The sequence below is a fragment of the Sphingopyxis sp. Soil_C_28 genome (assembly GCF_057657055.1).
In genome coordinates, this window is sequence record NZ_JBDGJE010000002.1 from 591,805 (window position 1) to 613,459 (window position 21,655).

Genomic DNA, 21,655 nt, shown 5'->3' on the forward strand with positions numbered 1-21,655 from the left:
CACGAAAGAGAAGGCCGCTTCCCGTTAGTCGAAAGTCCGAAGCTATCTGGCGTAGGCATCCCGCAACTCGCGCTTTAATACCTTGCCGATCGGACTGCGCGGTAGTTCCTCGACGATGGTGATCGCACTCAGCCGCTGCGTCTTGCCGACCTTCGCGTTGCAGTCGGCGCGCACACTCTCGGCATCGGCGCCGGGTTTCAGCACCGCGAACGCGACGGGGGTCTCGCCCCATTCCTCGCTCGGCATGCCGACGACGGCCGCTTCGACGACGCGGTCGTCGGCGATCAGGATCGTTTCGAGGTCGCTCGGGAAAATGTTGAAGCCGCCCGAAATGATCATGTCCTTCGCGCGGTCCATCAGCGTCAGGAACCCGTCCTCGTCGATCCGGCCGATATCGCCGTGGCGATAGAAGAGATTTCCCTCGGAATCGTGCCAGTGCATCGCCTTGGTCGCGTCGGGGCGATTGTTGTAGCCGGTCATCATCGCAGGGCTTCGGCCGACGACCTCGCCGACCGAACCCTGTGGCAATTCATTGCCGTCCTCGTCGATTACTTTGGCGATATGGCCGGGTGCTGGCCTGCCGACCGTGTGCAATTTGTCGGGGAATTGATGCGCTTCGAGGATGAACGCGGCGCCGCCCTCGGTCATGCCGTAAATCTCGACAAGACCGCCCGGCCAGCGTTGCAGCACGTCGGCCTTCAGCGCCGCGGGGAAGGGCGCCGAAGTGCAATATTTCACCACGAAGCTGGAGAGATCGAAGCTGCCGAAATCCTCGAGCGCCATGATCCGGCGGTACTGCACCGGGACCAGCATCGTGTTCGTCGCGCGTTCGCGCGCGGCGAGTTCGAGGAAGCCGCGTGCGTCGAATTTCTTCATCAGCACGGTCTGCCCGCCCGACCCGACGGTGGGCATGAAGCTCGCCATCGTCGTGTTCGAATAGAGCGGCGTCGACAGGATCGTCACGGCATTGGGGCCATAAGCGGGGGCGCCGCGAATGATATGCTGCCACCGCATCGCGTGGCTGTGGATAATGCCCTTGGGCGTGCCGGTGGTGCCCGACGAATAGATGATGTTGAAGCCGTCCGTGGGCAGGATTTCGACCGGCGCCGGCTTCGCGCCCGCGAGCGATAGCCAGGCACCCAGCGGGGTTCCGGCGTCGCTGCCGTCCATCGCGATCAGGTCGCTCGCGGTGATGACCTGCGTTTCGAGGCTCGCCTTCGCCGCGCTGTCGAGGAACAGGTGGCGGGCGCCGGTGTCGGCGATCATCGCCGCCATCTGTTCGCCGGTCGCGCTGTTCGTGACGAGGCCCGCGATGCCGCCAGCGCGCAGCGTGCCGAGGATTACCGCCATCTGCTCGACGCTGTTGAGCCCCGCAATCGCGGTGCGCTCTCCTTTTGCGAATCCGTCCTGCTGCAGGCGCGCGGCGATTCGGTCGGTCAATTGATCCAGTTCGGACCAGCTCAGCCGCCGATGTGCGTCGGCAGCCGCTACGGCATCGGGACGTTCCGCAGCATGGGCACGGACAAGGTCGGGCAGGGTGGCGAAGTCGCCGTCAAGCATTTCGATACTGGTCATGCCTCTGCGTTAGCACAGCCAAAAGGCGGTGCAATGCCGTGGGGCGGCGAGGCGACAAGATGTTGCGTCGACGACGGGGGATGTGGATGGCGTCATCGGATATTGCGGGAGCGGGCGACAGGAAGTTGCTCATTGCCATCTATCACCCCGTGGCCGCGCGAGCCGATATGCTCGGTGCGGCGGTTGAGGCGGCGGGTATGGGGGTGCGGTTTCTGCCACCGCATGTGAACGGTCTTCGCCCCTGGATCGACAGCTGTTTCGACCTGCTGATCGTCAACCCGTTCCTCGGCTGGCAGGAGCCTTTCGAATTCGTCCGGCTGGCGCGGTTGGCCATCGGGCGCCGACCGCTGATTGCGCTTTCCGATCGCGATTCGCTCGACGACCGGATGGTGGCGCTTGGCGCCGGCGCCGATGATGCGGTCGGGTGGACCGGCAATCTCCCCGAAGTGCTCGCGCGGATCGCCAGCCTGCTGCGCCGCAGCCGGATCGCTACCGGCCAACTCTGGGAGGGCGAACTGCGCATCGACCTGATCGACCGGCGGGTCGAGCGTGCGGGCCAGCTCATTCGTTTACCGCTGCGCGAATTCGACCTGCTCGCCAACCTCGCGCGGGTGCCCGACCGGCCGCTGTCGCGCGATGCGCTCCTCCGCGCGGTGTGGCGGCTCGATTTCGACCCCGGCACCAATCGCGTCGAAGTGCATATGTCGCGGCTGCGCGCGAAGGTCGACCGGGGCTTCGACTGGCCGATGCTGCAGACGGTGAAGGGAATGGGTTATACGCTGCGCTCGCGACCGGATTAAGCTGGCCTCTTCCGATTTTGCGCCGCAATTTGCCGCTTCTTGATTGCGAACCCGTCATCGGTCCCAGCTTGCTTGACCGAAAGTTTCAGGTTGCTACTGATCTTCGACATAAAGAAAGCAATGATTCCCGGAGAGACGCCCGATGCACCCCTCAGTTCACGCCCGCAGCAACCCCGACAAGCCCGCGATCATCGTCGCCGAAACCGGGGAGGCGATCAGCTATGGCGAACTCGACGCCGCGTCGAATCGCGCCGCGCAGCTTTTTCGCTCGCATGGATTGGGGCATGAAGATGTCGTCGCCTTCATGCTCGACAACACCCCGCATTATTACGGGCTGACCTGGGGCGCGCAGCGTGCGGGGCTGCGCTATGTCTGCATCTCGTCGCGGCTGACGCAGGACGAGACCGACTATATCCTCGAAAATTCGGGGGCGCAGATCCTTGTGGTGTCGGCCAGCCTCGCCGGTGCGGCGCAGCAGCTCACGACGGGCATCAAGCGCTTTGCGATGGGCGGCGACATCCCCGGCTATGCAAGCTGGGAGAATGCCGTCGGCGCGATGCCCGCGACGCCCGTCGCCGACGAGCGCGCCGGGGTCGACATGCTCTATTCGTCGGGCACCACCGGCCGGCCCAAGGGCGTGCGTGTGCCGCTTCCCGATGATCCCGCGATCGATGCCACCAACAGTCTCGTCATGCTGGCCTCGGCGGTGTTTCAGATCAATGCCGACAGCATCTATCTGTCGCCCGCGCCGCTCTATCACGCCGCGCCGTTGCGCTGGTCGATGACAATCCACCGCCTTGGCGGCACCGTCGTCCTGATGAAGAAATTCGATCCCGAAGCGGCGCTGTCGTACATCGAAAAATATCGCGTGAACGCCAGCCAGTGGGTGCCGACGCATTTCGTTCGCATGCTAAAGCTGCCCGAGGATGCGCGCAGCCGCTACGACACCTCGTCGCTCAAGGTCGCTATCCACGCCGCGGCGCCGTGCCCGGTGCCGGTCAAGCAGGCGATGATCGACTGGTGGGGACCGGTGTTGTTCGAATATTATGCCGGGTCCGAAGGCAATGGCATGACCTTCATCTCCAGCCCCGACTGGCTGACGCACAAGGGCTCGGTGGGCCGCCCGATCCTCGGCGCGATCCACATCATGGGTGAGGACAATGAAACCGAGCTGGGCGCGAACGAAGAAGGCGCGGTTTTCTTCGAAAGTGAAAATGTCTTCGAATATCATGGTGATAACGAGAAAACGGCGTCGAGCCGCAATTCGAAGGGCTGGTCGACCCTTGGCGATGTGGGCAAAGTTGATGAAGATGGCTTCCTCTATCTGACCGACCGCAAGAGCTTCATGATCATCTCGGGCGGCGTGAACATCTATCCGCAGGAAATCGAAAACCACCTCGTCACCCATCCCCGAGTCGCCGATGTCGCGGTCGTCGGCGGCCCGCACGACGAAATGGGCGAAGAGGTGATCGCGGTGATCCAGCCCGCCGACATGGCCGACGCGACCGAGGCGTTCCGCGACGAATTGATCGCCTATGCGCGCGAGAAACTGTCGGGCGTGAAGATCCCGCGCCGCATCGACTTCCTCGAAGCCCTACCGCGCCACGACACGGGCAAGCTCTACAAGCGCCTGCTGCGCGACCAATATTGGGAAAAGGCGAAGACGGAGGCCTGACCGCATGACCGCGCGTGTCGAATTCTTCTTTGACCTCTCTTCGCCCTGGACCTGCCTCGCGTTTCACAATCTGCCGGGCGTGCTCGAACGGACGGGCGCTGCCGCCACCTACCGCCCGATCCTCGTCGGCGGTGTGTTCAACGCGGTAAACCCCGCCGTTTACGCGGCGCGTGAGCAGGCCGATAACCGGCGGCTTCAGCATAGCTGGAAAATTTTGAAGGACTGGGCGCGGCTGGCGGGCGTACCGATGAATTTCCCGTCCGAGTGGCATCCGGCGAAAAGCATCGCCGCGATGCGCTTCTGCTGCGCGCTGGAGGACGATCAGGCTGCGCTCGCACGCTTCGCGCGCGGCGCGTTCGCGAGCTATTTCGACCGGCAGGAGAATCTCGACGATCCCGCCGTGCTCGCGGCGGTCGCCAATGCCGAAGGGCTGGACGGCGCAGGGCTTACCGCGGCGGCGGGCAGCGACGCGGTCAAGGCGCGGCTGCGCGCGAATACCGATGAAGTCATCGCGCGCGGCGGCTATGGTTCGCCGACGATCTTTGTCGACACCGACGATATGTATTTCGGCAACGACCAGCTTGCGCTCGTCGAAGCCGCGCTGAAGAGGATTCTCCCATGAAAGACCGTATTTCGATCACCATGCTCGAAGGCGGCATCGCCGACGTCCGGCTGATTCGCGCCGACAAGATGAACGCGCTCGATACCGCGATGTGGGAAGCGCTGGCGGAAGCCGTCGACCAGCTCAAGGCGACCGCGGGCCTCCGCGTCGTCGTGCTGTCGGGCGAAGGGCGCGCCTTCTGCGCCGGGCTCGACCTTTCCAGTTTGAGCAACGATCGCGATCCGGGCGCGAGCAGCGCCGGCGGCACGCTGTCTGACCGGACCCGCGGGATCGTGAACAACGCGCAATATGCCGCATGGGGCTGGCGCGAAATCCCGGTGCCGGTAATCGCAGCGGTGCACGGCGTAGCGTTCGGCGCGGGCAGCCAGATCATGGCCGCCGCCGACATCCGTGTCGTGCATCCCGACACGCGCATTGCCATCATGGAAATGCGCTGGGGCCTCGTTCCCGATGTCGCGGGCATGGCGCTGTGGCGCACGCAGGTCGCCGACGATGTGCTGCGCGAAATGATCTATACCAATCGCGAGTTCAACGGATCGGAGGCGAAGCTGCTGGGTTTCGCGACGCATGTGTCGGACGAGCCGCTGGCGAGAGCGATGGAGCTCGCGGCGGTGATCGCAGACAAGAATCCGCACGCGATCCGTGGCGCCAAGCGATTGTGCAACATGCTCGCCGATGCGAGCGATGCCGAAATATTGCAGGCCGAAAGCGACGAGCAGGTGAAGGTCATTCGCACCCCGAACCAGATGGAAGCGGTGATGGCCGGGATGCAGAAGCGGAAGCCGAATTTTACGGATTAAAGATCCTCCCTGCCGCGAAGCGGTGGTGGAAGGGCCGCGACGGCAGCGCAAAAGCCCCTCCGTCAGCGCTCCGCGCTGCCACCTCCCCATCGCTTCGCGACAGGGAGGATAAAAATCAGAGCAACCCCAAGAAGCGCACCGCATTGTCCCAGTCGCGTTTGTGCGCGGCGCGCGCCTTTTGGGCTTCGCTGTCGGCGCCCCAGCGGCGTTCCTGATAAAGCACGTCAAGGCTGACCGCCTCCCACAAGGCTTCGGCGTCGAACGCGCGCTCGAGCAGCGACAGCCCGGCGACGAGCGATCCGCCGATGGTGACGAGCGGGGTGAGCGGCGCCATCCGCCACGGGTCGACCGTGAATGTCGCCGCGCGCAGCGTCGCGGTCGTTGCGGGTGGCTGATCCACGGGCAGGATTCCCTGCGTGATGACAAATTCGATCCCGAACCGCGCCTCTGCCCAAGAAAGGAGCGGGTTCCACGTCGCCGCCTGTTCGGCCTGCAGCAGCGCATCGCGGTCGTCGCGGTAACAGAAGAGGTCGGTGGCGGCATAGGCGGCGATGGGTTCGGCAAAGCCGACCGGATCGGGTAAGGCCAGATCAATTGCTGCGTTGGTGAGGCCGGTTATCGGCATCGCGGCGGGGTCGACCGTGTCGCCTTGATCCTGCCATTCGGCAGCGATCGTTTCGGCCAGCGCCGCGCTCGCAACGATCAGCGGGGCGCGCTGCGGCGTACGCATGGGGCGCCCGTCGAGCGCGATGCTCCAGCCGCCATCCTGCCGGACAGCTGCGGCGTCTTTCCAGAACCGCTTCACCGGTTGGTCACAGGTCTTTGGGCGAACGCCAGCGGCGCGCGAGCAGCAAGGGCATGACGGCAAAATCGAACACGCCGATCAGCACGACGGCAACGCCGATCCAGCGGTCGGTAGGCTGGCCCGCAAGCGCCCATCCACCCCGGATCAGCACAAAGCCGATCAGCACGAAAAAAGCGCCCATCAGCCGCATCGCGGTGATAGCGAAGAAGCGTTTTTTGGCGAGCGCGTCGTTGGTTTGGGTCATGCGCCTTCCCTATCGCCGCCGATGTGGCGCATCAACTGGGCGAGCGCGCCGTGCCCGGTCGTCTCGACCCCCTTGATGACGCGCTCGCGCTCGTCGTGGGATTTATTCTGCGACAGTTTGATCGTCGGGCGCCAAGCCGTGATGCGCATTTCAAAGCCGATAATCGCCCCGGTCATCTTGCTGAACAGCGCGGGGTTCATCTTGTCGCGTGTCCATGGCGGGTTTGCGCCGATACGCGCTTCGTGGCTGGCCGACAGCGTGTCGAGCTGCGCGATCAATGCCGCGTCGTCGAGCTTGCGCGCCACGCCTTCCATTTCGATCGCGACATAATTCCACGTCGGCACCTGGTCGGCGTCGGCATACCAGCTTGCGCTGACATAGGAATCGGGACCCTGCACGACAGCCAGCGTGCTCGCGCCTTCGAGATGGCGGGTGAGGGAATTGCCGCGCGCAAGGTGGAATTGCAGCGTCGCCCGGTCTTCGCTCAGCACCACCGGCGCATGCGCAACGCGCGGTCCGTCGGGCGTGCTCGCGAAGATCGCGGCAAAGCCGATCTCGCGCACGAGCAACTCGGCAAGATCGTCCTGTCGCGGGCTGGGACGGAAGGCGGAATTCGGGTGCATCAGCTTGCGTTGGTTGGCCGCGCCGGATGCTTTTTTGCGCTCGGTTTCTTGCCCGCGGGCTTTTTCGGTGCGGGCTTGCCGGGTTTGCCTGCCTTGTCCAGCTTGCCCGCCTTGGGTTTGGGCTTTGGCTTGCCGACAAAGTCGGTGGGCTTGCCTTCGGCGGTGCGTCCGCGTCGCTCGCCGCGCCGCGCCTTGCGAATCTGTTTGCTGTGCGCCTTGGCCTGCGCCTTCAACGCCGATTTCGGCGGCGGGCCTTTATCACCCGCATCAAGCCCGATATCGCCGAGCAACATATCGAAGCCCAGATCGTCGATACTCGCCGCGAAATGCGCGGGGAGATCGGCGCTGATATCGATCGTGCCGCCATCGGGATGGTCGATGCGCAGCCGGCGGCTGTGCAGGTGCATCTTGCGGCTGATCGTCCCGGTCAGGAAGGCGCCCTTGCCGCCATATTTGCCGTCGCCGACGATCGGGTGGCCGATCGCCGCCATATGGACGCGCAGCTGGTGGGTGCGACCGGTGAGCGGCTGGAGTTCGACCCACGCCGCGCTGTTGCCGGCGCGTTCGATCACGCGGTAGCGCGTCTTCGACGGCAGGCCGTCGTCATGGACGTGCATTTTTTCGCCGCCCGATCCCGGCTGCTTGGCGAGCGGAAGGTCGATTTCGCCCTGCTGGATGTCGGGTACGCCAACGATCAGCGCCCAATAGGTCTTTTTCGCGCTGCGGTTCGAAAAGCTTTTGGCAAAATAGGCCGCGGCCTTTGGCGTGCGCGCGATCAGCAACGCACCCGATGTATCCTTGTCGAGCCGGTGGACGAGCTTCGGCCGGGTCGGGCCGTCGAATTTCAGCGCATCGAGCAGGCCGTCGACATGTTGCTCGGTCTTGGTGCCGCCCTGCGTCGCAAGGCCCGGCGGCTTGTTGAGCACGATCGCGCTTGCGTCGCGATGGATCAGCATTCCGGTCGCCAACTCGACATCGGCGTCGGTCAGCGGACGACCTTTGCGGGCGGGACGCGCGACGGTCTCGACAGGCGGGCTCGGCATGACGAGCTTCTGACCTGTCGCGATACGGTCCGACACATCGGCCTTCTTGCCGTCGAGCGTCAGCTGACCCGATCGCGCCCAGCGCGCAAGCAGCGCGTGCGGGGTTCCCTCGCGATGGCGTTTGAACCAGCGGTCGAGCCGGATGCCGTCGTCTTCCTCGGCGATCGTCGCGCCGTCGAGCTGGTTTTTGGACTCGCTCATGCCGGCACCTGCCGCACGATAAACAAGCCGAGCCCGCAGGCGGCGATCGCGCCGATAACCGACGCGAGGACATAGGCGGCCGCCTGAGCGTTTTGGCCGCGTTCGAAAAGCATCCAGAATTCCATGCTGAAAGAGGAAAAGGTGGTGAAGCCGCCGAGGATTCCGACGCCAACGAACAGGCGCGCGGTGTCGCCGCCGTCGCCGCGCGCGAGCGCGCCGACGAGCAGCCCCATCAAGAGGCCGCCGAAGATATTGATCGACAACGTCCACCAGGGGAAGCCGGGGCCGAGCCGCGCGAGCATCGCCTGACCGACCAGATGGCGGGCCCCGGCGCCGATCGCGCCGCCAATCATGACGGGAAACAGGCTGTTCATGACGCTCGCCCTAGCCGGAAACGGCGCCGAGGCATAGCGGGTGGTTGCGGGCGCGGTGTCAGGCGTCGGGCAGGGCCAGTGCGGCGGCCGGGCGTTCATGCACCGCGCGCCAGTCGGCGGGCCGGGTGAAGCTGCCTTGCCAGATGCCGCGCCGCCCGGCCTGCGCTTCGGCTTCCTCGACCATATAGGCCTCGTCGCTCGCCACGGCCCAGCCGAGCCGGACCATCTCGGCGCCGAGGTCGATGCCGTCCGGAAAGGCGGCGGTACGGCATGCCGCGAGCGTGCGGCCATAACGGTCCTTTGCGGCGATCTCGCAATGGAGCGGCCTGCGACCGACAAGCCGTTCCAACGCCGTTCGCGCGTCGCGCCCGCAGCGCCATGCGACGCCGGTGCGTGTGCAATCCTGCCGATACTCGACCGCATCGATATGTGTGAGCCGGATCGTCAGCGGCGCATCATCCTGCCTTACCGTCAGGCTGTCGCCGTCGATCACATGGACCGGAGGCAGCGTGACGGTGGACGGCGGCAACCAGACCCACGCCGCGCATGCCAGGCCGGCGAGCAGAAGAAGCGCCAGCAGCGACCGGAAACGCCGCCGCCAGCGAAGCCGCGCAAGCGAGGAGGGGCCTGAAACCATGATGTCCCGCCTGACTCGATGTCGCCAGCTTGGCAAGCGTGAACTAAGGGTTGACGACGAGAACAAATCATGTCCAAAATGGACCTATTCCGTTCCGGCTGACCCGCGTCGGCCCATGCAGATATCTTGCCTGGGTCCGGATTGGCGGCAAACAGGAACGAACAAAAGGTGAATATCGCCGAAATGACGGCATGGTTACGCCAAGGTGGAGCGATGGAACGGGGACAGGCAGCATGATGGACCTACAGGCACAGGCTTTGGACGCATCGACATTCCCGCGGGAAGGATTCCGTGCAGGAGAGGTGAAACCTCCCGAGGCGATCGGCGCCCCGATCTTCGAGGGCGTCGCATCGCCCCTTTTGTTTGTGGGGCCGCGGCAAGATTGGCTCGACTCGGCTTCGTTCGCCGGCGTGCGGCTTGCCAGGGCGATTCCCCCGTCCGGCGCCGCGAGCCATATTCGGCAAACCGCCACGCTCGATATCGTCTGGCTGGACGCAGCGGGTGCGATCGACGACGCCATGCTGGCCGACATATGCGCGGCAGTGGGTGAGCAGGGCGCCAATCTCATTTGCGAAACCGCGCTGCCGATGCTCGACCGGGTCGTTGCAGCGATTCCGGCGGCGCTTTCGGCGCAATTCCTCGTCGATCCCGATCCGGTCGACCGGATCGTTGCGCTGGCAGGCGCGCGGCGTACGCGGCACGGGGTGCTCCACGATATCGCGCGCGACGACGCGATCGAACGGATCGACCGGTTGCAGGAAGAGGTCGCGCGCATCTCGCGCCTGCTCGGCGACCTTGCGGGGCAAAGCGGGGGGCTCCCCGGCACGCCAACGGGCTATGTTTCGCGCGGTGACGAGTTGGCGGATTATTCGGGGCAGGTGCGGGCGCCGTCGCGCGACTTTGCGGCGATCCCGCGCAGCTTCGTTCCCGAAGAGCGCGCGCTCGACCGGCAGCGCGCGAAATCAGTGCGCCGGATGCTGCGTCAGCGTCGAATGCGCGAGCAATATTTCCCGGCGGACCTGTTCGCCGATCCGGCATGGGATATGCTGCTCGATCTCTATGCCGCACGGCTCGAGCGACAGCCGGTGTCGGTGTCGAGCCTGTGCATTGCCGCCGCGGTGCCCGCGACGACCGCGTTGCGTTGGATCAAGACGATGACCGACGCAGGGCTCTTTCTGCGCAAGGATGACCCGGACGATGGCCGCCGCATCTTCATCGCGCTTGCCGAGGGCGCGTGCGATGCCCTTGGCCGCTATTTCGAGGCGCTCGACGAATAGTCTTGGTCTCGTGGGGGCGGCGTGGCTAGGCTCTGCGCATGAACGAAATCGTCCAAGTGGTCGTGAACGACCGGATGCAGCGGGGATATCGCTACACGCGCACCGCGCCGATGGGTGCGGGGTTCGATCCCGATTTCGAGCCCGAACTTACCCCCGCCGAAATGCTGGAACTCGGCGTCTTCTGCGGAAAATACATGACCGATTGCACCGCCGAGTTTCCGGCGAGCTGGTTCGAGCATGCAAAGTTCGCGGCCGCGCGCCCCGATTGCTCGCTCAACTATTTCGGTATCCGGGCGAGTGTTCCGCTTCGGGAGTGGATCGCGAAGGGCTGGATCCATCCCGACGATCCGCGTGGCTGGTTTCAATGGTATTGTCGCTATTATTCAGGCCGGCGCATGCCCGGCGAAGACCGCCGACAGATCGCACGATGGCGCGCGTTCCGACGCCATGCGGCGCAGGTCCGCAAGAATTGCGAGCCGGGTGATCCCTTTTGTCGGCCGAAACAAAGGCAGGCGCTGCTTCATTGGGCTTATGACAGCCGCGATATCTAGCGGCGCTCCGGTCAGAACCGCCGTTGTCCGGCGTCGACCGGATCGCAGCGGCCGTGGAAATCCTGTCCTGTCCCCTTGATCGCGATTTCGCCCGTCGTGCGGTCGATCTTGACCTTGGGATGGTTGAGCCCGTTGAGTTTGTAGCTCGCAGCGATCTGGCCGGACGTCGTCTGGACATCGTGGAGTTGCCACCAATGCTGGTCGTCGCCGCCCGAATTGATCGGTGGAATCAGCGTCTTGGGAAGCCGGATGCGCCCGTCGGTGCCAAAGATCTGGATCGTCACCGCGGTGTCGATCTGCTGCATCCCCGTGGTGATGCCGTCGCGCGAACGATAGCGATGGTCATATTTGTCCCACACCAGTTCGCGCGTCGTCTGGCTCGTCATCTTTTCGCCGACGCCAAAACAGACGAGGTTCAGCGCGCCGTCCGTTTCGGGATCGACCGCGATGGCGGACACGGGCGACAGCGCTACGGCGAATAGCGACAATGCGGCAAATATACGCGTCCGGGTCATGGCAATCCTCCTGAAGAACGGTCGACTCCTTGAGCGACGCGGAAATGATAGGGCGCGCTGGCGGGTTGGCAAGAATGTCGTCGCCGACCGATCAGAGTGACGCTTGTCACATCGCGGATGCGTATTCCGCTTTAACGGTTCGCAGATGACAATATCCCAATATATTCTGTATGTTGGTCCAAAACAGGGGGATGCCGCTTTATGGCTAGCTGTCGATACCGCATTCTGGCTCTCGTTCTTGCGGCACCGTTATGGACTGTCGTTCCCGTGGCTTTCGCGCAGGATGCGCCGTCCAGCGCGCTTAACGACGACCAGCAAAAAATGCTCGACCTTCTCAACAGCGGCATGGCCTTTGACAGTGCCGGCAAGACACGTGAGGCCGGCGAGGTTTATCGCCGCTGGATCGGTGAGGCGACGAAGCGCTATGGCGCCGACGGTCTGATCACCAGTCTCGGATATCGCCTGCTCGCCGGTAATCTCGAGGGCCAGAACCAGCTGAAGGAGGCGGAGAGTTATTGGAAGCGCCTGCTCGACATCAACCGCACAGTGATGGGCGAGACGGACGATGAAACGCTGACGGCCTATGGGTTCCTTTCGTCCAACTATATCAAGCAGGGCCGGCCTGCCGATGCGCTGCCGCTGCGCCGCACGATCCTCGCTGCGCGGGCCGCGAGCAAGGGCGAGCGCGATGCCAAGACGATCGTCGCAACGAGCAATCTCGCATCGGTCCTGTCCGAACTCGGGGACTTGAAAGGCGCCGAGGCGCTGTATCGCAAGGCGCTGGAGAGCAGCCTGGCCGTCCACGGCGAAAAACACCGCGAAACGGCATCGGGTTATGCCAATCTGGCCGTCGTACTGCGTGACCTTGCGCGCTACGACGAGGCCGGGCCGCTGCTCGAAAAGGCGCGCGCGATCGACGAGGCGTTGCCGGAGACAAGCGGCGCCGACCTTTCGCTGCGTTATTATAACAGTGCGGTGAACTTCGGCGACATGGGGCGCTATGCCGAGGCATCGGCGGCGGCGAACACGTCGCTCGACCTGGCGCGCGCCGCCAAGGGTGACGACAGCACGCAGGCGGCGCTCGGCTATACGGCGGTTGCCTATACTCTCGCGCTCGAGGGACGGTTCGGCGAAGCCGATACCGCCTATCGCAAGGCACTCGCCATTCGCATCAAATCGCTCGGCGAAACCCATCCGCTGACCGGCGAGGCCTATAATAATCTTGCGGTCAATATGGAAAGCAGCGGCGCGCCGCCCAGTGTCATCGAGCCGCTGATCCGCAAGGCGCTGGATATCACGCGATCCGCGCTGGGCGAAAACAGCCAGCGCTCGGCGACGATGTACGCCAATGTCGCGCACAATCTGAACCAGCAGGGCCGCTATACCGAGGCCGAACCCATGTATCGCCGCTCTCTCGAGCTTCAGGAGCGGCTGACCGGCACAGCGCATCCTTCCTATGCGACGCAGCTGGTCAACCTTGGGCAAAATATGCGCGACGACGGTCGTTCCGCCCAGGCCGAGCCGCTGATGCGTCAGGCGCTCGGTATATTCCGGGCCAAGTTTGGCGACGACAACCCTGAGACGGCATGGGCCTATGCCAGCCTCGGATCGGCGCTCGGTGATATCGGTCGCCACGCGGAAGAGGCCGAGATGACGCTCAAGGCACTCGAAATCCGGCGGCGCCTCCTTGGCGAAAATCACCCGCTCACGGCGGTTTCCTATAACGGCGTCGGCGCTGCGCTGATCCGCGGCGGCGGCAGTGGTGGCGACAAGGCCGCCGAGCCCTATTTCCGCCAGTCGCTCGCGATCCTGCAGCACAGCGTCGGCGAAGCGCATATCGACACCGCGCATGCCTATGACAATCTTGCTTCGAACCTGCTGCGGCAGGGCAAGGTGGCCGAGGCCGAGAAAGCCGCGGCCAAAGCGGTGGCAATTGTCCGGCGGCTGAACGATCAGACCGCGGCGCGAGGCAATGCCGTCACGCTGTCGGGACTCGACCGGCAACAGGCGAACCCCGATCGGGGCGTCTTTACCACCTATATGAACGCTGCCTTCGGGTTGATGAGCGACACGCCGGGGGCGGCCGAGCAGTCGCAAATCCAGGACCGCGCCTTCCGCGCCGCACAGGATGCGGTCAGCTCGGCGTCGGGACGTGCGGTGCTCCAGACCGCGGCGCGCGGTGCGGCGAAGACGCCGCAGATGGCCGAAGCGGTCCGTGCGGAACAGGATCTTGCGGCGCGGGCGAACCTGATCGACAAGAATCTGTTGCGCGCGCTCGGCGCACAAAAGTCCATCGAAGCCGCGCGGTTGCGCGGCGAGCTCGACAGTGTTCAGGCCGAGCTTGCCGACCTCAGCGCGCTGATCGACAAGAAATATCCGTCCTACCGTCAACTGGTGTCGCCGCGCTCGATCGGCCTGGCCGAGGCGCAGAAGGCGTTGCGGCCCGGCGAGGCGCTGTTGCTGATGACCGAGGCGGCGAACACCTTTCATCTCTTTGTCGTCACCCCCACGGCCGTCGGCTGGAGCCGGCCGGGGAAGGAAATAGACGTCATTCTGAAACAGATTTCGGACCTGCGCTGCGACGTCGATTTTGCAACCTGCTCGGGGGCGCGCAAGGCCGAGCTCGACGCCATTCCGACATCGACGAAGGAACAGGAAGGGTATCAACGCTTCGACCTCGACACCGCGCATGCGCTCTACAAGGAGTTGATCGAGCCGATCGAACCGCTCTTGAAGGGCACGTCCCGGCTCTATGTCGCCAGTTCCGGAAAGCTTGGCGACCTGCCGCTTGCGATGCTGTCGGCAACGCCGCTGCCCGAAGGCGCCGACCTTGCCGATCCCGACACGCTCGCCCGCGCGGGCTGGCTTGCCGACCGCTACGCCTTTACCAGCCTGCCGTCGGTCGCCGCGTTAACGCTGACCCGCGAAGCGCGCCCCGCGCGGCGCGACAAGAGTTTTCGCGGCTATGGCGCTCCGGTACTGCTGGGCGGCGACACGGGGTCGCGCGCCGCCGCGGGCATCGGGGTTTTCGATGGCGTCTCCGTCGCGGGTTCGCCGCTTGCCGACCCTGATGCGCTCCGGAAACTTGCGCCGCTGCCGGGGACCAAGGTCGAGCTGGCGGCGATGGCCGATCTTTTCGGCAACGCATCCGACAGTCTGACGCTCGATGGAAAGGCGACCGAAGCCGCATTGCGGCAAGATACGGAGTTATCGACGAGCAGTATCATCGCGATAGCGACGCACGGCCTGCTCCCCGATCCGGCGCTTGGCTTTGGCGAACCGGGTCTCGTGATGACGCCGCCCGCCGCGCCGAGCGACACCGACGACGGCCTCCTGACCGCGACCGAGGCCGCCCGGTTGACGCTGTCGGCCGACTGGGTGATCCTGTCGGCATGCAACACCGCGTCGGCAGAAAATTCGGGAGGCGGCGACAGCCTCTCTGCGCTCGCCCGCGGCTTTCTCTATGCGGGGGCCGATGCGCTGCTTGCGAGCCATTGGCGTGTATCGGACGAGGCAACCGCGATGTTGACGGTTGAAGTGCTGACGGCACGCCGCGCGAATCCTGACCTGTCGCGCGCGCAGGCGCTGCAGTTGGGGATGAAGGCGGTGCGCACCGGCAAGCGCGCCGACGGGGCCGCAATTGCCGGGTGGAAAGCCGGTTGGTCGCATCCCGCTGCGTGGGCTGCCTTCACCAATATCGCCAATCGCGATGACTGAACGAAGGAGCGCATTTCCCTTCGGCGCCACGCGCACTATGTAGGCGCCGCACATCAAGGGAGTTTCCGCCGCATGCCGATCATGGCCGCCCGCGTCTATCATGACGGCAAGCTCGTCCGCGATCTCGGCCCCGACGAGGCGATTCCGGAGGATTGCGCCGATGGCGATTTCTTCTGGCTTGGGCTGTATGAGCCGACGTCTGCCGAACTGGCGGGCATCGCCAAACGTTTCGGCTTGCATCCGCTCGCGGTCGAGGATGCGCTGAAGGCGAACCAGTTGCCGAAGGTCGAGGCCTATGGCGACCAGTTGTTCGTGATCACGCGCACCGCCAACCTCGACGCCGACATCATTCATCCCGGCGAAACCGCGTTCTTCCTCGGGCCGCATTTCTTCGTCAGCGTTCGGCACGGGTCGGCGCGCACGCACACCGACATCCGGGCGCGGCTCGAAACGCTGCCCGCCAAGCTGGCGCACGGCCCCGATTATGTTCTTTATGCGGTGCTCGATTTCATCGTCGACGGCTATTTCCCTGTCGTTGATGCGATCGAGGACCGGATGCTGGCGGTCGAGGACAGCGTGATGGATACCCCGCTCGACGCGGCTGAGATTCGCCATCTTTATGCCCAGCGGCACGAGATCATCCGCTTCCAGCGTTTCGTCGGAATGATGAAGGAGGTCGCCGGCCGCCTTGCGACCGAGGACGATCTGCCGAATATCGACCCCGCCGTGCGTCCCTTTTTTCGCGACATCTGGGACCATGTCCAGCGCGCCGAATTCCGCCTCACCGGGCTGCGCGACATTGCGGCGTCGGTGATCGAGACCAACGGCATGCTGGAACAGCAGCGCCAGGGCGTTATCACGCGACAGCTCGCCGCATGGGCCGCGATCCTCGCGGTGCCGACCGCGATTGCCGGCATCTATGGCATGAACTTCAAATTCATGCCCGAACTCGACTGGGGCCTTGGCTATCCGTTCGCGCTCGCGCTGATCTTTGGCGGGTCGGGGTTGGTCTTCTGGCGCTTCAAGCATATTGGCTGGCTCTGACGCCAGCGACGCATCGCTTGCCAGCGGCGGCTGCTTATGGCAGGGGCGCGCTTCCTGAGCATGGCGACATGCAGGGGCGATTAGCTCAGTTGGTAGAGCGTCTCGTTTACACCGAGAATGTCGGCGGTTCGAGCCCGTCATCGCCCACCATTCCTCCCCTTGTTGGACAGGCCGTGACGGCGCTAAGGCTTTTCCCAGTCTGGAAAGGTCGCTCATGAAACATCTGCTCGCCACTCTCGTATCATCGTTGCTCCTGCTCGCGTCGCCGGCATTCGCGGCGCCGAAACAGGCCGATGTCATCGTCCGCCACGTCACCATCGTCGATGTCGAAGCGGCGAAGACGGTCGCGGGGCAGGCCGTGGTGTTGAAGGGCGACGATATCGTCGCGGTCGGGACGGATGCCTCTATTTCGAAGGATTGGCGCGCCGGACGCACGGTCGAAGGCGGGGGGCGTTACCTCATCCCCGGCCTGTGGGACATGCACGTCCATTTCGGCGGCGGGCCCGACCTGATCGAAGAGAATAAGGCGCTGCTGCCGCTTTATGTCGCGAACGGCATCACGACGATCCGCGACGCCTCGGGCGATTTGCCCGAACAGGTTCTGGCGTGGCGCGGCGAGATCGCGGCCGGCCGCCTCTTTGGCCCCCGCCTGTTGAGTTCGGGCGCCAAGATCGAGGGCATAGCGCCGCTCTGGAAAGGCACGATCGAGGTCGGCAGCGAGGCCGACGTCGATGCGGCGCTCGCGCGGCTCAAGGATCGCGACAAGGTCGACTTCGTCAAGATCACCGACAGCACGCTGAAACCCGAATTGTTCCTCTTTGCGCTCCGCCAGGCGAAGGCGCTCGGCATCAAGACATCGGGCCATATCCCGATGGCGCTGACCACCGATCAGGCGGTCGATGCGGGGATCAGTTCGATCGAGCACCTCGACTATGCCTATAACGCCGGGGCGAAGGACGAAGCGGCGATCGCCGCCGATTTCGCCGCGAAACGTATCGACCGTGCCGAGGCCAACCGCCGGCTTGATGCCGGGTTCGACCGTGACACGGCGATGGCCGCCTATCGCCGCTTCGCCGCCAAGGGCGTGTTCGTTACGCCGACGCTCAACGGCAGCCGTATTATCGCCTATCTCGACCGCGACGATCATTCGAAGGACGCTGGGCTCGCCTATATCGGACCAAAGCTGCGCAAGACCTATAACTGGCGCGTCGAGCGCGCGGCGAAGGCCGATGCCGCAGCGGTTGCGGCGCGGCACCAGCAGATCGAGGATGTGGCGACGATCCTGCCGATGCTCGCCGAAGCGGGCGTTCCGATCATCGCCGGGACCGACGCGGGCTTCCTCAACAGCTTCAACTATCCGGGCTTTGGCCTGCATGACGAGATCGGCCTGTTCGTCGAAAAAGGGCTGACCCCGGCGCAGGCGCTTGCGTCGGCGACCCGCGCCGGGCCGGCGTGGTTCGGATGGCTCGATCGTTACGGGGCGATCAAGCCCGGCATGGCGGCCGACCTGGTCCTGCTGACCAAAAATCCGCTCGAAGACATCGCGGCGACGCGCGCGATCGATGCTGTGGTGATGCGCGGGCAGGTGCACGACCGCGGCGCGCTCGACACGATACTCGCCGAGACGAAAGCCAGGGTCGCGGCTTGGAATGCCGAGGCCGCGAAGCCCTAAGGGATGACAGCGCGCGCGGCCTGCCGTGCGCGCCAGACATTCAGCAGGGTAAAGACCCCCATTGCGGCCCAGACGACATTCAGCCCCGCCGAGGGCAGCGCGCCATTATAGCCCGAGTTGAGCACAAAGCCGCTCGCGCCGATCACATTCATCCACTGATAAAGATATCCGCGCGCTTCGATCCGCCCCAACGAGAGCAGGACATAGCTGGCGAGGATGATCGCCGCAGCCAGCCAGCCGATGACTTCGATAGCGATCTGAGGCGCGCCCATCTGCTTTGTCCCTTTCGTGTGACGGCGCGCGCGGTCGAGGCTGCCGGGTTCAGTGCATCGCCTGTTCGATGGCGTCCACCGCGTCCTTTGCCTCGGCAAGCCCGAGCCCGGTGCGGTCGCGGACGCGCTTGATCGCCTCGATCTTGCGATTCTGACGGATCAGTTCGCGCACTTCGTCTTCGTCGATCCGCTCGTCGCCGATCCGGATCATCGGCGCCGGTGCAGACGCGCGCGGCATCGGTCGCGACGGCGGGGGCGCGGTGAGATCGCCGCGCCCCCGTCCGCGCAGATATTTGGCAATGAAAAGCCCGATCAGCAGGCCGAGGACGAGGAAAAGCAGCTTGCCCATGGTCGTCCGCGCGCCCGTTTACGCCGCGAGCTTGCGCAGCACGTAATGCAGGATGCCGCCGTTCATATAATATTCGACCTCGTTCGCCGTATCGATGCGGCAGAGCGTGTCGAAGCTGAAGGTCGATCCGTCGGGGCGGGTGACGTTCACCGTCACCGTCTGGCGCGGCTTGAGATCCGCGACGCCGGTGATGGTGAAGATGTCGTCGCCGGTCAGGCCGAGCGTCTCGCGCGTGTCGCCGTCCTGGAACTGCAGCGGCAGCACGCCCATGCCGACGAGGTTCGAGCGGTGGATGCGCTCGAAACTCTCGACGATCACGGCGCGAACGCCGAGCAGGTTGGTGCCCTTCGCCGCCCAGTCGCGCGACGAGCCGGTGCCATATTCCTTGCCCGCGATCACGACCAGCGGAGTGCCGTCGGCCTTGTGACGCATCGCGGCGTCGTAGATCGGCATGACTTCGCTGCCGTAGCGCGACATGCCGCCTTCGATGCCGGGGACCATTTCGTTTTTGATGCGGATGTTGGCGAAGGTGCCGCGCATCATGACGTCGTGGTGGCCGCGGCGGGCGCCGTAGCTGTTGAAGTCGGCCTTGTTAACCTGATGTTCCATAAGCCATTTTCCGGCCGGGCTGTCCGCCTTGATCGAACCCGCGGGCGAGATGTGATCGGTCGTGATGCTGTCGCCGAGGATCGCGAGCGGCTTGGCGTCGATGATGTCCTTCACCGGCGCCGGGGTCATGCTCATGCCCTCGAAATAGGGTGGGTTGGCGACATAGGTCGATCCGGCGCGCCACTGATAGGTGTCCGAACCTTCGACGTCGATCTTCTGCCAATGCTCGTCGCCCTTGTAGACATGCTGATAGCGCGCGACGAACATGTCGCGGTCGACCGCGCCCGCCATCGTGTCGGCGACTTCCTGGTTCGTCGGCCAGATGTCTTTCAGGAATACGTCGTTGCCCGCCTGATCCTGCCCGATCGGCGTGGTGGTGAAATTCTCGGTCACCGTGCCCTTGAGCGCATAAGCGACGACCAGCGGCGGCGAGGCGAGGAAGTTCGCGCGCACGTCGGGCGACACGCGGCCTTCGAAGTTGCGGTTGCCCGAGATGACCGACGCGGCGACGATGTCGTTGCCGTTGATCGCCTCCGAAATCGGCCCCGCGAGCGGCCCCGAATTGCCGATGCAGGTGGTGCAGCCATAACCGACGAGGTTGAAGCCGATCGCATCGAGGTCGGCGGTGAGGCCGGCACGATCGAAATAGTCGGTGACGACCTGCGATCCCGGTGCCAGCGAGGTCTTGACCCACGGCTTCGGCTTCAGGCCCAAAGCGTTCGCCTTGCGCGCGACGAGGCCCGCGGCGACCATCACGCCGGGGTTCGACGTGTTGGTGCAGCTGGTGATCGCGGCGATGACGACGTCGCCGTCGCCGATGTCATGATCCTTGCCGTCGACCGCGACGCGCTTGATCCCGTCATGCTTGTACACCGACGCGAGGTCGGCGTTGAACACTTCGTCGACCTGATCGAGGATGACGCGGTCCTGCGGACGCTTCGGCCCCGCGAGCGACGGCACGACGGTGCCAAGGTCGAGTTCGAGCGTGTCGGTGAAAATCGGGTCCGCGGCGCCCTCGACGATCCAGAGGCCCTGCGCCTTGGCATAGGCTTCGACCAGCGCGATATTTTCGTCGCTGCGCCCGGTCAGGCGCATATAATCGAGCGTCTTGTCGTCGACGCCGAAGAAGCCGCAGGTCGCGCCATATTCGGGCGCCATATTGGCGAGCGTCGCGCGGTCGGCGAGCGACAGCGAGGCGAGGCCGGGGCCGAAATATTCGACGAAGCGGCCGACGACGCCCTTGGCGCGCAGCATCTGCGTCGCGGTGAGCACGAGGTCGGTCGCGGTGACGCCTTCCTTCAGCTTGCCGGTGAATTTGAAGCCGACAACTTCGGGGATGAGCATCGACACGGGCTGGCCGAGCATCGCGGCCTCGGCCTCGATCCCGCCGACGCCCCAGCCGAGCACGCCGAGCCCGTTGATCATCGTCGTGTGGCTGTCGGTGCCGACGCAGGTGTCGGGATAGGCGACGGTTTCACCCGACCCATCCTCGCTCGACCACACCGCCTGCGCGATATGTTCCAGATTGACCTGGTGGCAGATGCCGGTGCCCGGGGGCACCGCCTTGAAATTGTCGAGGCTCTTCGATCCCCATTTCAGGAAGTCGTAGCGTTCGCCGTTGCGATAATATTCGATTTCGACATTCTGCTCGAACGCCTTCGGATGACCGAATTCGTCGACCATCACCGAGTGGTCGATGACGAGGTGGACGGGGACGAGCGGGTTGATCTTCGTCGTGTCGCCGCCGAGCCTGGCAATCGCATCGCGCATCGCGGCAAGGTCGACGACGCACGGAACGCCGGTGAAATCCTGCAGCAGCACGCGCGCGGGGCGATACTGGATTTCCTGGTTCGAATGCGGGTCCTTCTGCCAGTCGACGATCGCCTTCACGTCATCGGTCGACACGGTGAAACCGCCATCTTCGAAGCGCAGCAGATTTTCGAGCAGCACCTTCATGCTGAACGGCAGGCGCGAGACGTCGCCCAGCTTGGCCGCGGCCTTGTCGAGCGAATAATAAGCGTAATTCTTGCCGCCGACGCTCAGCGTCGAGCGGGTTCCAAGCGTGTCGTTGCCCGTGGTCGTCATAGGATTGCAGTCCCCATGTTGGCGCGGCGGGGAATGACTGTCCGAAAGCCAAGCGGGAGAGCGGGGCAGAAGGGAGTCGCACGCGCGGGTTTATGTTGGCGCCGCCTTACGCCGGGGGTGGGGAAATGCAAGGGGGTGGGGGGGGTGGGGACGTTCTAGAAAACT

20 protein-coding genes and 1 tRNA gene are annotated in these 21,655 nt (G+C 64.6%); 10 read left to right on the forward strand and 11 right to left on the reverse strand.

From position 1 onward, the window contains the following. Window positions 1–42 precede the first annotated feature (42 nt). Window positions 43–1,575 carry a class I adenylate-forming enzyme family protein gene (locus AC3A43_RS10975; RefSeq protein WP_487792569.1) on the reverse strand — a complete coding sequence of 511 codons (1,533 nt, stop codon included), beginning with the start codon at window positions 1,573–1,575 and terminating at the stop codon, window positions 43–45. Between the two features lie 86 nt (window positions 1,576–1,661). Here AC3A43_RS10975 and AC3A43_RS10980 point away from each other — a divergent pair, with 86 nt between their 5' ends. The 4 genes from AC3A43_RS10980 to AC3A43_RS10995 all read left to right on the forward strand — a co-directional run bounded on the left by AC3A43_RS10980 (window position 1,662) and on the right by AC3A43_RS10995 (window position 5,472). Next, window positions 1,662–2,375, forward strand: a complete 714-nt coding sequence (locus AC3A43_RS10980) for a winged helix-turn-helix domain-containing protein (RefSeq protein ID WP_487792570.1) — start codon at window positions 1,662–1,664, stop codon at window positions 2,373–2,375. A 142-nt stretch (window positions 2,376–2,517) separates the two neighbouring features. Further along, the gene (locus AC3A43_RS10985) at window positions 2,518–4,050 is read left to right on the forward strand and encodes an acyl-CoA synthetase (protein WP_487792571.1); all 1,533 of its coding nucleotides are present in this window, start codon (window positions 2,518–2,520) and stop codon (window positions 4,048–4,050) included. Window positions 4,051–4,054: 4 nt separating this feature from the next. Further along, window positions 4,055–4,672 (forward strand): DsbA family protein, encoded by a 618-nt coding sequence (locus AC3A43_RS10990; protein ID WP_487792572.1) that lies wholly within the window; start codon window positions 4,055–4,057, stop codon window positions 4,670–4,672. Further along, complete coding sequence (locus AC3A43_RS10995) at window positions 4,669–5,472, forward strand: crotonase/enoyl-CoA hydratase family protein (protein WP_487792573.1); 804 nt, start codon at window positions 4,669–4,671, stop codon at window positions 5,470–5,472. Before AC3A43_RS10990 ends, AC3A43_RS10995 begins: the two co-directional genes overlap by 4 nt. 115 nt (window positions 5,473–5,587) lie before the next feature. Here the strand turns inward: AC3A43_RS10995 and AC3A43_RS11000 are convergent, their stop codons facing one another. From AC3A43_RS11000 to AC3A43_RS11025, 6 genes are read right to left on the reverse strand one after another with little or no spacing between them, the layout of a single operon-like run. Beyond that, window positions 5,588–6,277 carry an ATP12 family chaperone protein gene (locus tag AC3A43_RS11000; RefSeq protein ID WP_487792574.1) on the reverse strand — a complete coding sequence of 230 codons (690 nt, stop codon included), beginning with the start codon at window positions 6,275–6,277 and terminating at the stop codon, window positions 5,588–5,590. 7 nt (window positions 6,278–6,284) lie between these two features. Further along, window positions 6,285–6,521 carry a hypothetical protein gene (locus AC3A43_RS11005; protein WP_487792575.1) on the reverse strand — a complete coding sequence of 79 codons (237 nt, stop codon included), beginning with the start codon at window positions 6,519–6,521 and terminating at the stop codon, window positions 6,285–6,287. Beyond that, window positions 6,518–7,144, reverse strand: coding sequence for an FMN-binding negative transcriptional regulator (locus AC3A43_RS11010; protein WP_487792576.1), 627 nt, complete (start codon window positions 7,142–7,144; stop codon window positions 6,518–6,520). Before AC3A43_RS11010 ends, AC3A43_RS11005 begins: the two co-directional genes overlap by 4 nt. After that, entirely contained in the window at window positions 7,144–8,388 is a 1,245-nt protein-coding gene (locus tag AC3A43_RS11015; RefSeq protein WP_487792577.1) for an RluA family pseudouridine synthase, read from the reverse strand. Before AC3A43_RS11015 ends, AC3A43_RS11010 begins: the two co-directional genes overlap by 1 nt. After that, window positions 8,385–8,762, reverse strand: coding sequence for a fluoride efflux transporter FluC (locus AC3A43_RS11020; RefSeq protein ID WP_487792578.1), 378 nt, complete (start codon window positions 8,760–8,762; stop codon window positions 8,385–8,387). The genes AC3A43_RS11015 and AC3A43_RS11020 overlap by 4 nt, the downstream gene beginning before the upstream one ends. Window positions 8,763–8,820: 58 nt before the next feature. Continuing rightward, window positions 8,821–9,399: a thermonuclease family protein gene (locus AC3A43_RS11025; RefSeq protein ID WP_487792579.1), complete on the reverse strand. Its 579-nt coding sequence runs from the start codon at window positions 9,397–9,399 to the stop codon at window positions 8,821–8,823. Window positions 9,400–9,701: 302 nt separating this feature from the next. Here AC3A43_RS11025 and AC3A43_RS11030 point away from each other — a divergent pair, with 302 nt between their 5' ends. Both AC3A43_RS11030 and AC3A43_RS11035 read left to right on the forward strand, forming a co-directional pair. After that, window positions 9,702–10,676 carry a MarR family transcriptional regulator gene (locus tag AC3A43_RS11030; RefSeq protein WP_487792580.1) on the forward strand — a complete coding sequence of 325 codons (975 nt, stop codon included), beginning with the start codon at window positions 9,702–9,704 and terminating at the stop codon, window positions 10,674–10,676. A gap of 38 nt (window positions 10,677–10,714) precedes the next feature. Continuing rightward, complete coding sequence (locus tag AC3A43_RS11035; RefSeq protein WP_487792581.1) at window positions 10,715–11,227, forward strand: hypothetical protein; 513 nt, start codon at window positions 10,715–10,717, stop codon at window positions 11,225–11,227. Window positions 11,228–11,238: 11 nt separating this feature from the next. Here the strand turns inward: AC3A43_RS11035 and AC3A43_RS11040 are convergent, their stop codons facing one another. Beyond that, window positions 11,239–11,742 carry a hypothetical protein gene (locus tag AC3A43_RS11040; RefSeq protein WP_487792582.1) on the reverse strand — a complete coding sequence of 168 codons (504 nt, stop codon included), beginning with the start codon at window positions 11,740–11,742 and terminating at the stop codon, window positions 11,239–11,241. Between the two features lie 201 nt (window positions 11,743–11,943). On the opposite strand from AC3A43_RS11040, the gene AC3A43_RS11045 reads away from it, so the two are divergent. The 4 genes from AC3A43_RS11045 (at window position 11,944) to AC3A43_RS11060 (ending at window position 18,175) form a co-directional block, all read left to right on the forward strand. Continuing rightward, window positions 11,944–15,459 carry a CHAT domain-containing tetratricopeptide repeat protein gene (locus AC3A43_RS11045; protein WP_487792583.1) on the forward strand — a complete coding sequence of 1,172 codons (3,516 nt, stop codon included), beginning with the start codon at window positions 11,944–11,946 and terminating at the stop codon, window positions 15,457–15,459. Window positions 15,460–15,531: 72 nt separating this feature from the next. Beyond that, window positions 15,532–16,503, forward strand: a complete 972-nt coding sequence (locus AC3A43_RS11050) for a magnesium and cobalt transport protein CorA (RefSeq protein ID WP_487792584.1) — start codon at window positions 15,532–15,534, stop codon at window positions 16,501–16,503. A gap of 74 nt (window positions 16,504–16,577) precedes the next feature. After that, window positions 16,578–16,653: transfer RNA gene (locus AC3A43_RS11055), tRNA-Val, on the forward strand. A 64-nt stretch (window positions 16,654–16,717) separates the two neighbouring features. Continuing rightward, complete coding sequence (locus tag AC3A43_RS11060) at window positions 16,718–18,175, forward strand: amidohydrolase family protein (RefSeq protein ID WP_487792585.1); 1,458 nt, start codon at window positions 16,718–16,720, stop codon at window positions 18,173–18,175. Here the strand turns inward: AC3A43_RS11060 and AC3A43_RS11065 are convergent. The 3 genes from AC3A43_RS11065 to acnA are packed head-to-tail and all read right to left on the reverse strand — an operon-like array spanning window position 18,172 to window position 21,490. After that, the gene (locus tag AC3A43_RS11065) at window positions 18,172–18,447 is read right to left on the reverse strand and encodes a CBU_0592 family membrane protein (protein WP_487792586.1); all 276 of its coding nucleotides are present in this window, start codon (window positions 18,445–18,447) and stop codon (window positions 18,172–18,174) included. The genes AC3A43_RS11060 and AC3A43_RS11065 overlap by 4 nt on opposite strands. Before the next feature lie 49 nt (window positions 18,448–18,496). Then, the gene (locus AC3A43_RS11070; RefSeq protein ID WP_487792587.1) at window positions 18,497–18,796 is read right to left on the reverse strand and encodes a ribosomal protein L7/L12; all 300 of its coding nucleotides are present in this window, start codon (window positions 18,794–18,796) and stop codon (window positions 18,497–18,499) included. A gap of 18 nt (window positions 18,797–18,814) precedes the next feature. After that, the gene (gene acnA, locus AC3A43_RS11075; protein WP_487792588.1) at window positions 18,815–21,490 is read right to left on the reverse strand and encodes an aconitate hydratase AcnA; all 2,676 of its coding nucleotides are present in this window, start codon (window positions 21,488–21,490) and stop codon (window positions 18,815–18,817) included. Window positions 21,491–21,655 lie beyond the last annotated feature (165 nt).

Bases quoted from the DNA above. Each gene is read 5' to 3' on its own strand.
- AC3A43_RS11070 (WP_487792587.1), bottom strand. From the start codon at position 18,796: ATGGGCAAGCTGCTTTTCCTCGTCCTCGGCCTGCTGATCGGGCTTTTC.
- AC3A43_RS10985 (WP_487792571.1), top strand. From the start codon at position 2,518: ATGCACCCCTCAGTTCACGCCCGCAGCAACCCCGACAAGCCCGCGATC.
- AC3A43_RS11060 (WP_487792585.1), top strand. From the start codon at position 16,718: ATGAAACATCTGCTCGCCACTCTCGTATCATCGTTGCTCCTGCTCGCG.
- AC3A43_RS11040 (WP_487792582.1), bottom strand. From the start codon at position 11,742: ATGACCCGGACGCGTATATTTGCCGCATTGTCGCTATTCGCCGTAGCG.
- AC3A43_RS11025 (WP_487792579.1), bottom strand. From the start codon at position 9,399: ATGGTTTCAGGCCCCTCCTCGCTTGCGCGGCTTCGCTGGCGGCGGCGT.
- AC3A43_RS10990 (WP_487792572.1), top strand. From the start codon at position 4,055: ATGACCGCGCGTGTCGAATTCTTCTTTGACCTCTCTTCGCCCTGGACC.
- AC3A43_RS11005 (WP_487792575.1), bottom strand. From the start codon at position 6,521: ATGACCCAAACCAACGACGCGCTCGCCAAAAAACGCTTCTTCGCTATC.
- AC3A43_RS10995 (WP_487792573.1), top strand. From the start codon at position 4,669: ATGAAAGACCGTATTTCGATCACCATGCTCGAAGGCGGCATCGCCGAC.
- AC3A43_RS10975 (WP_487792569.1), bottom strand. From the start codon at position 1,575: ATGACCAGTATCGAAATGCTTGACGGCGACTTCGCCACCCTGCCCGAC.
- AC3A43_RS11035 (WP_487792581.1), top strand. From the start codon at position 10,715: ATGAACGAAATCGTCCAAGTGGTCGTGAACGACCGGATGCAGCGGGGA.
- AC3A43_RS11015 (WP_487792577.1), bottom strand. From the start codon at position 8,388: ATGAGCGAGTCCAAAAACCAGCTCGACGGCGCGACGATCGCCGAGGAA.
- acnA (WP_487792588.1), bottom strand. From the start codon at position 21,490: ATGACGACCACGGGCAACGACACGCTTGGAACCCGCTCGACGCTGAGC.
- AC3A43_RS11045 (WP_487792583.1), top strand. From the start codon at position 11,944: ATGGCTAGCTGTCGATACCGCATTCTGGCTCTCGTTCTTGCGGCACCG.
- AC3A43_RS11050 (WP_487792584.1), top strand. From the start codon at position 15,532: ATGCCGATCATGGCCGCCCGCGTCTATCATGACGGCAAGCTCGTCCGC.
- AC3A43_RS11020 (WP_487792578.1), bottom strand. From the start codon at position 8,762: ATGAACAGCCTGTTTCCCGTCATGATTGGCGGCGCGATCGGCGCCGGG.
- AC3A43_RS11010 (WP_487792576.1), bottom strand. From the start codon at position 7,144: ATGCACCCGAATTCCGCCTTCCGTCCCAGCCCGCGACAGGACGATCTT.
- AC3A43_RS11065 (WP_487792586.1), bottom strand. From the start codon at position 18,447: ATGGGCGCGCCTCAGATCGCTATCGAAGTCATCGGCTGGCTGGCTGCG.
- AC3A43_RS10980 (WP_487792570.1), top strand. From the start codon at position 1,662: ATGGCGTCATCGGATATTGCGGGAGCGGGCGACAGGAAGTTGCTCATT.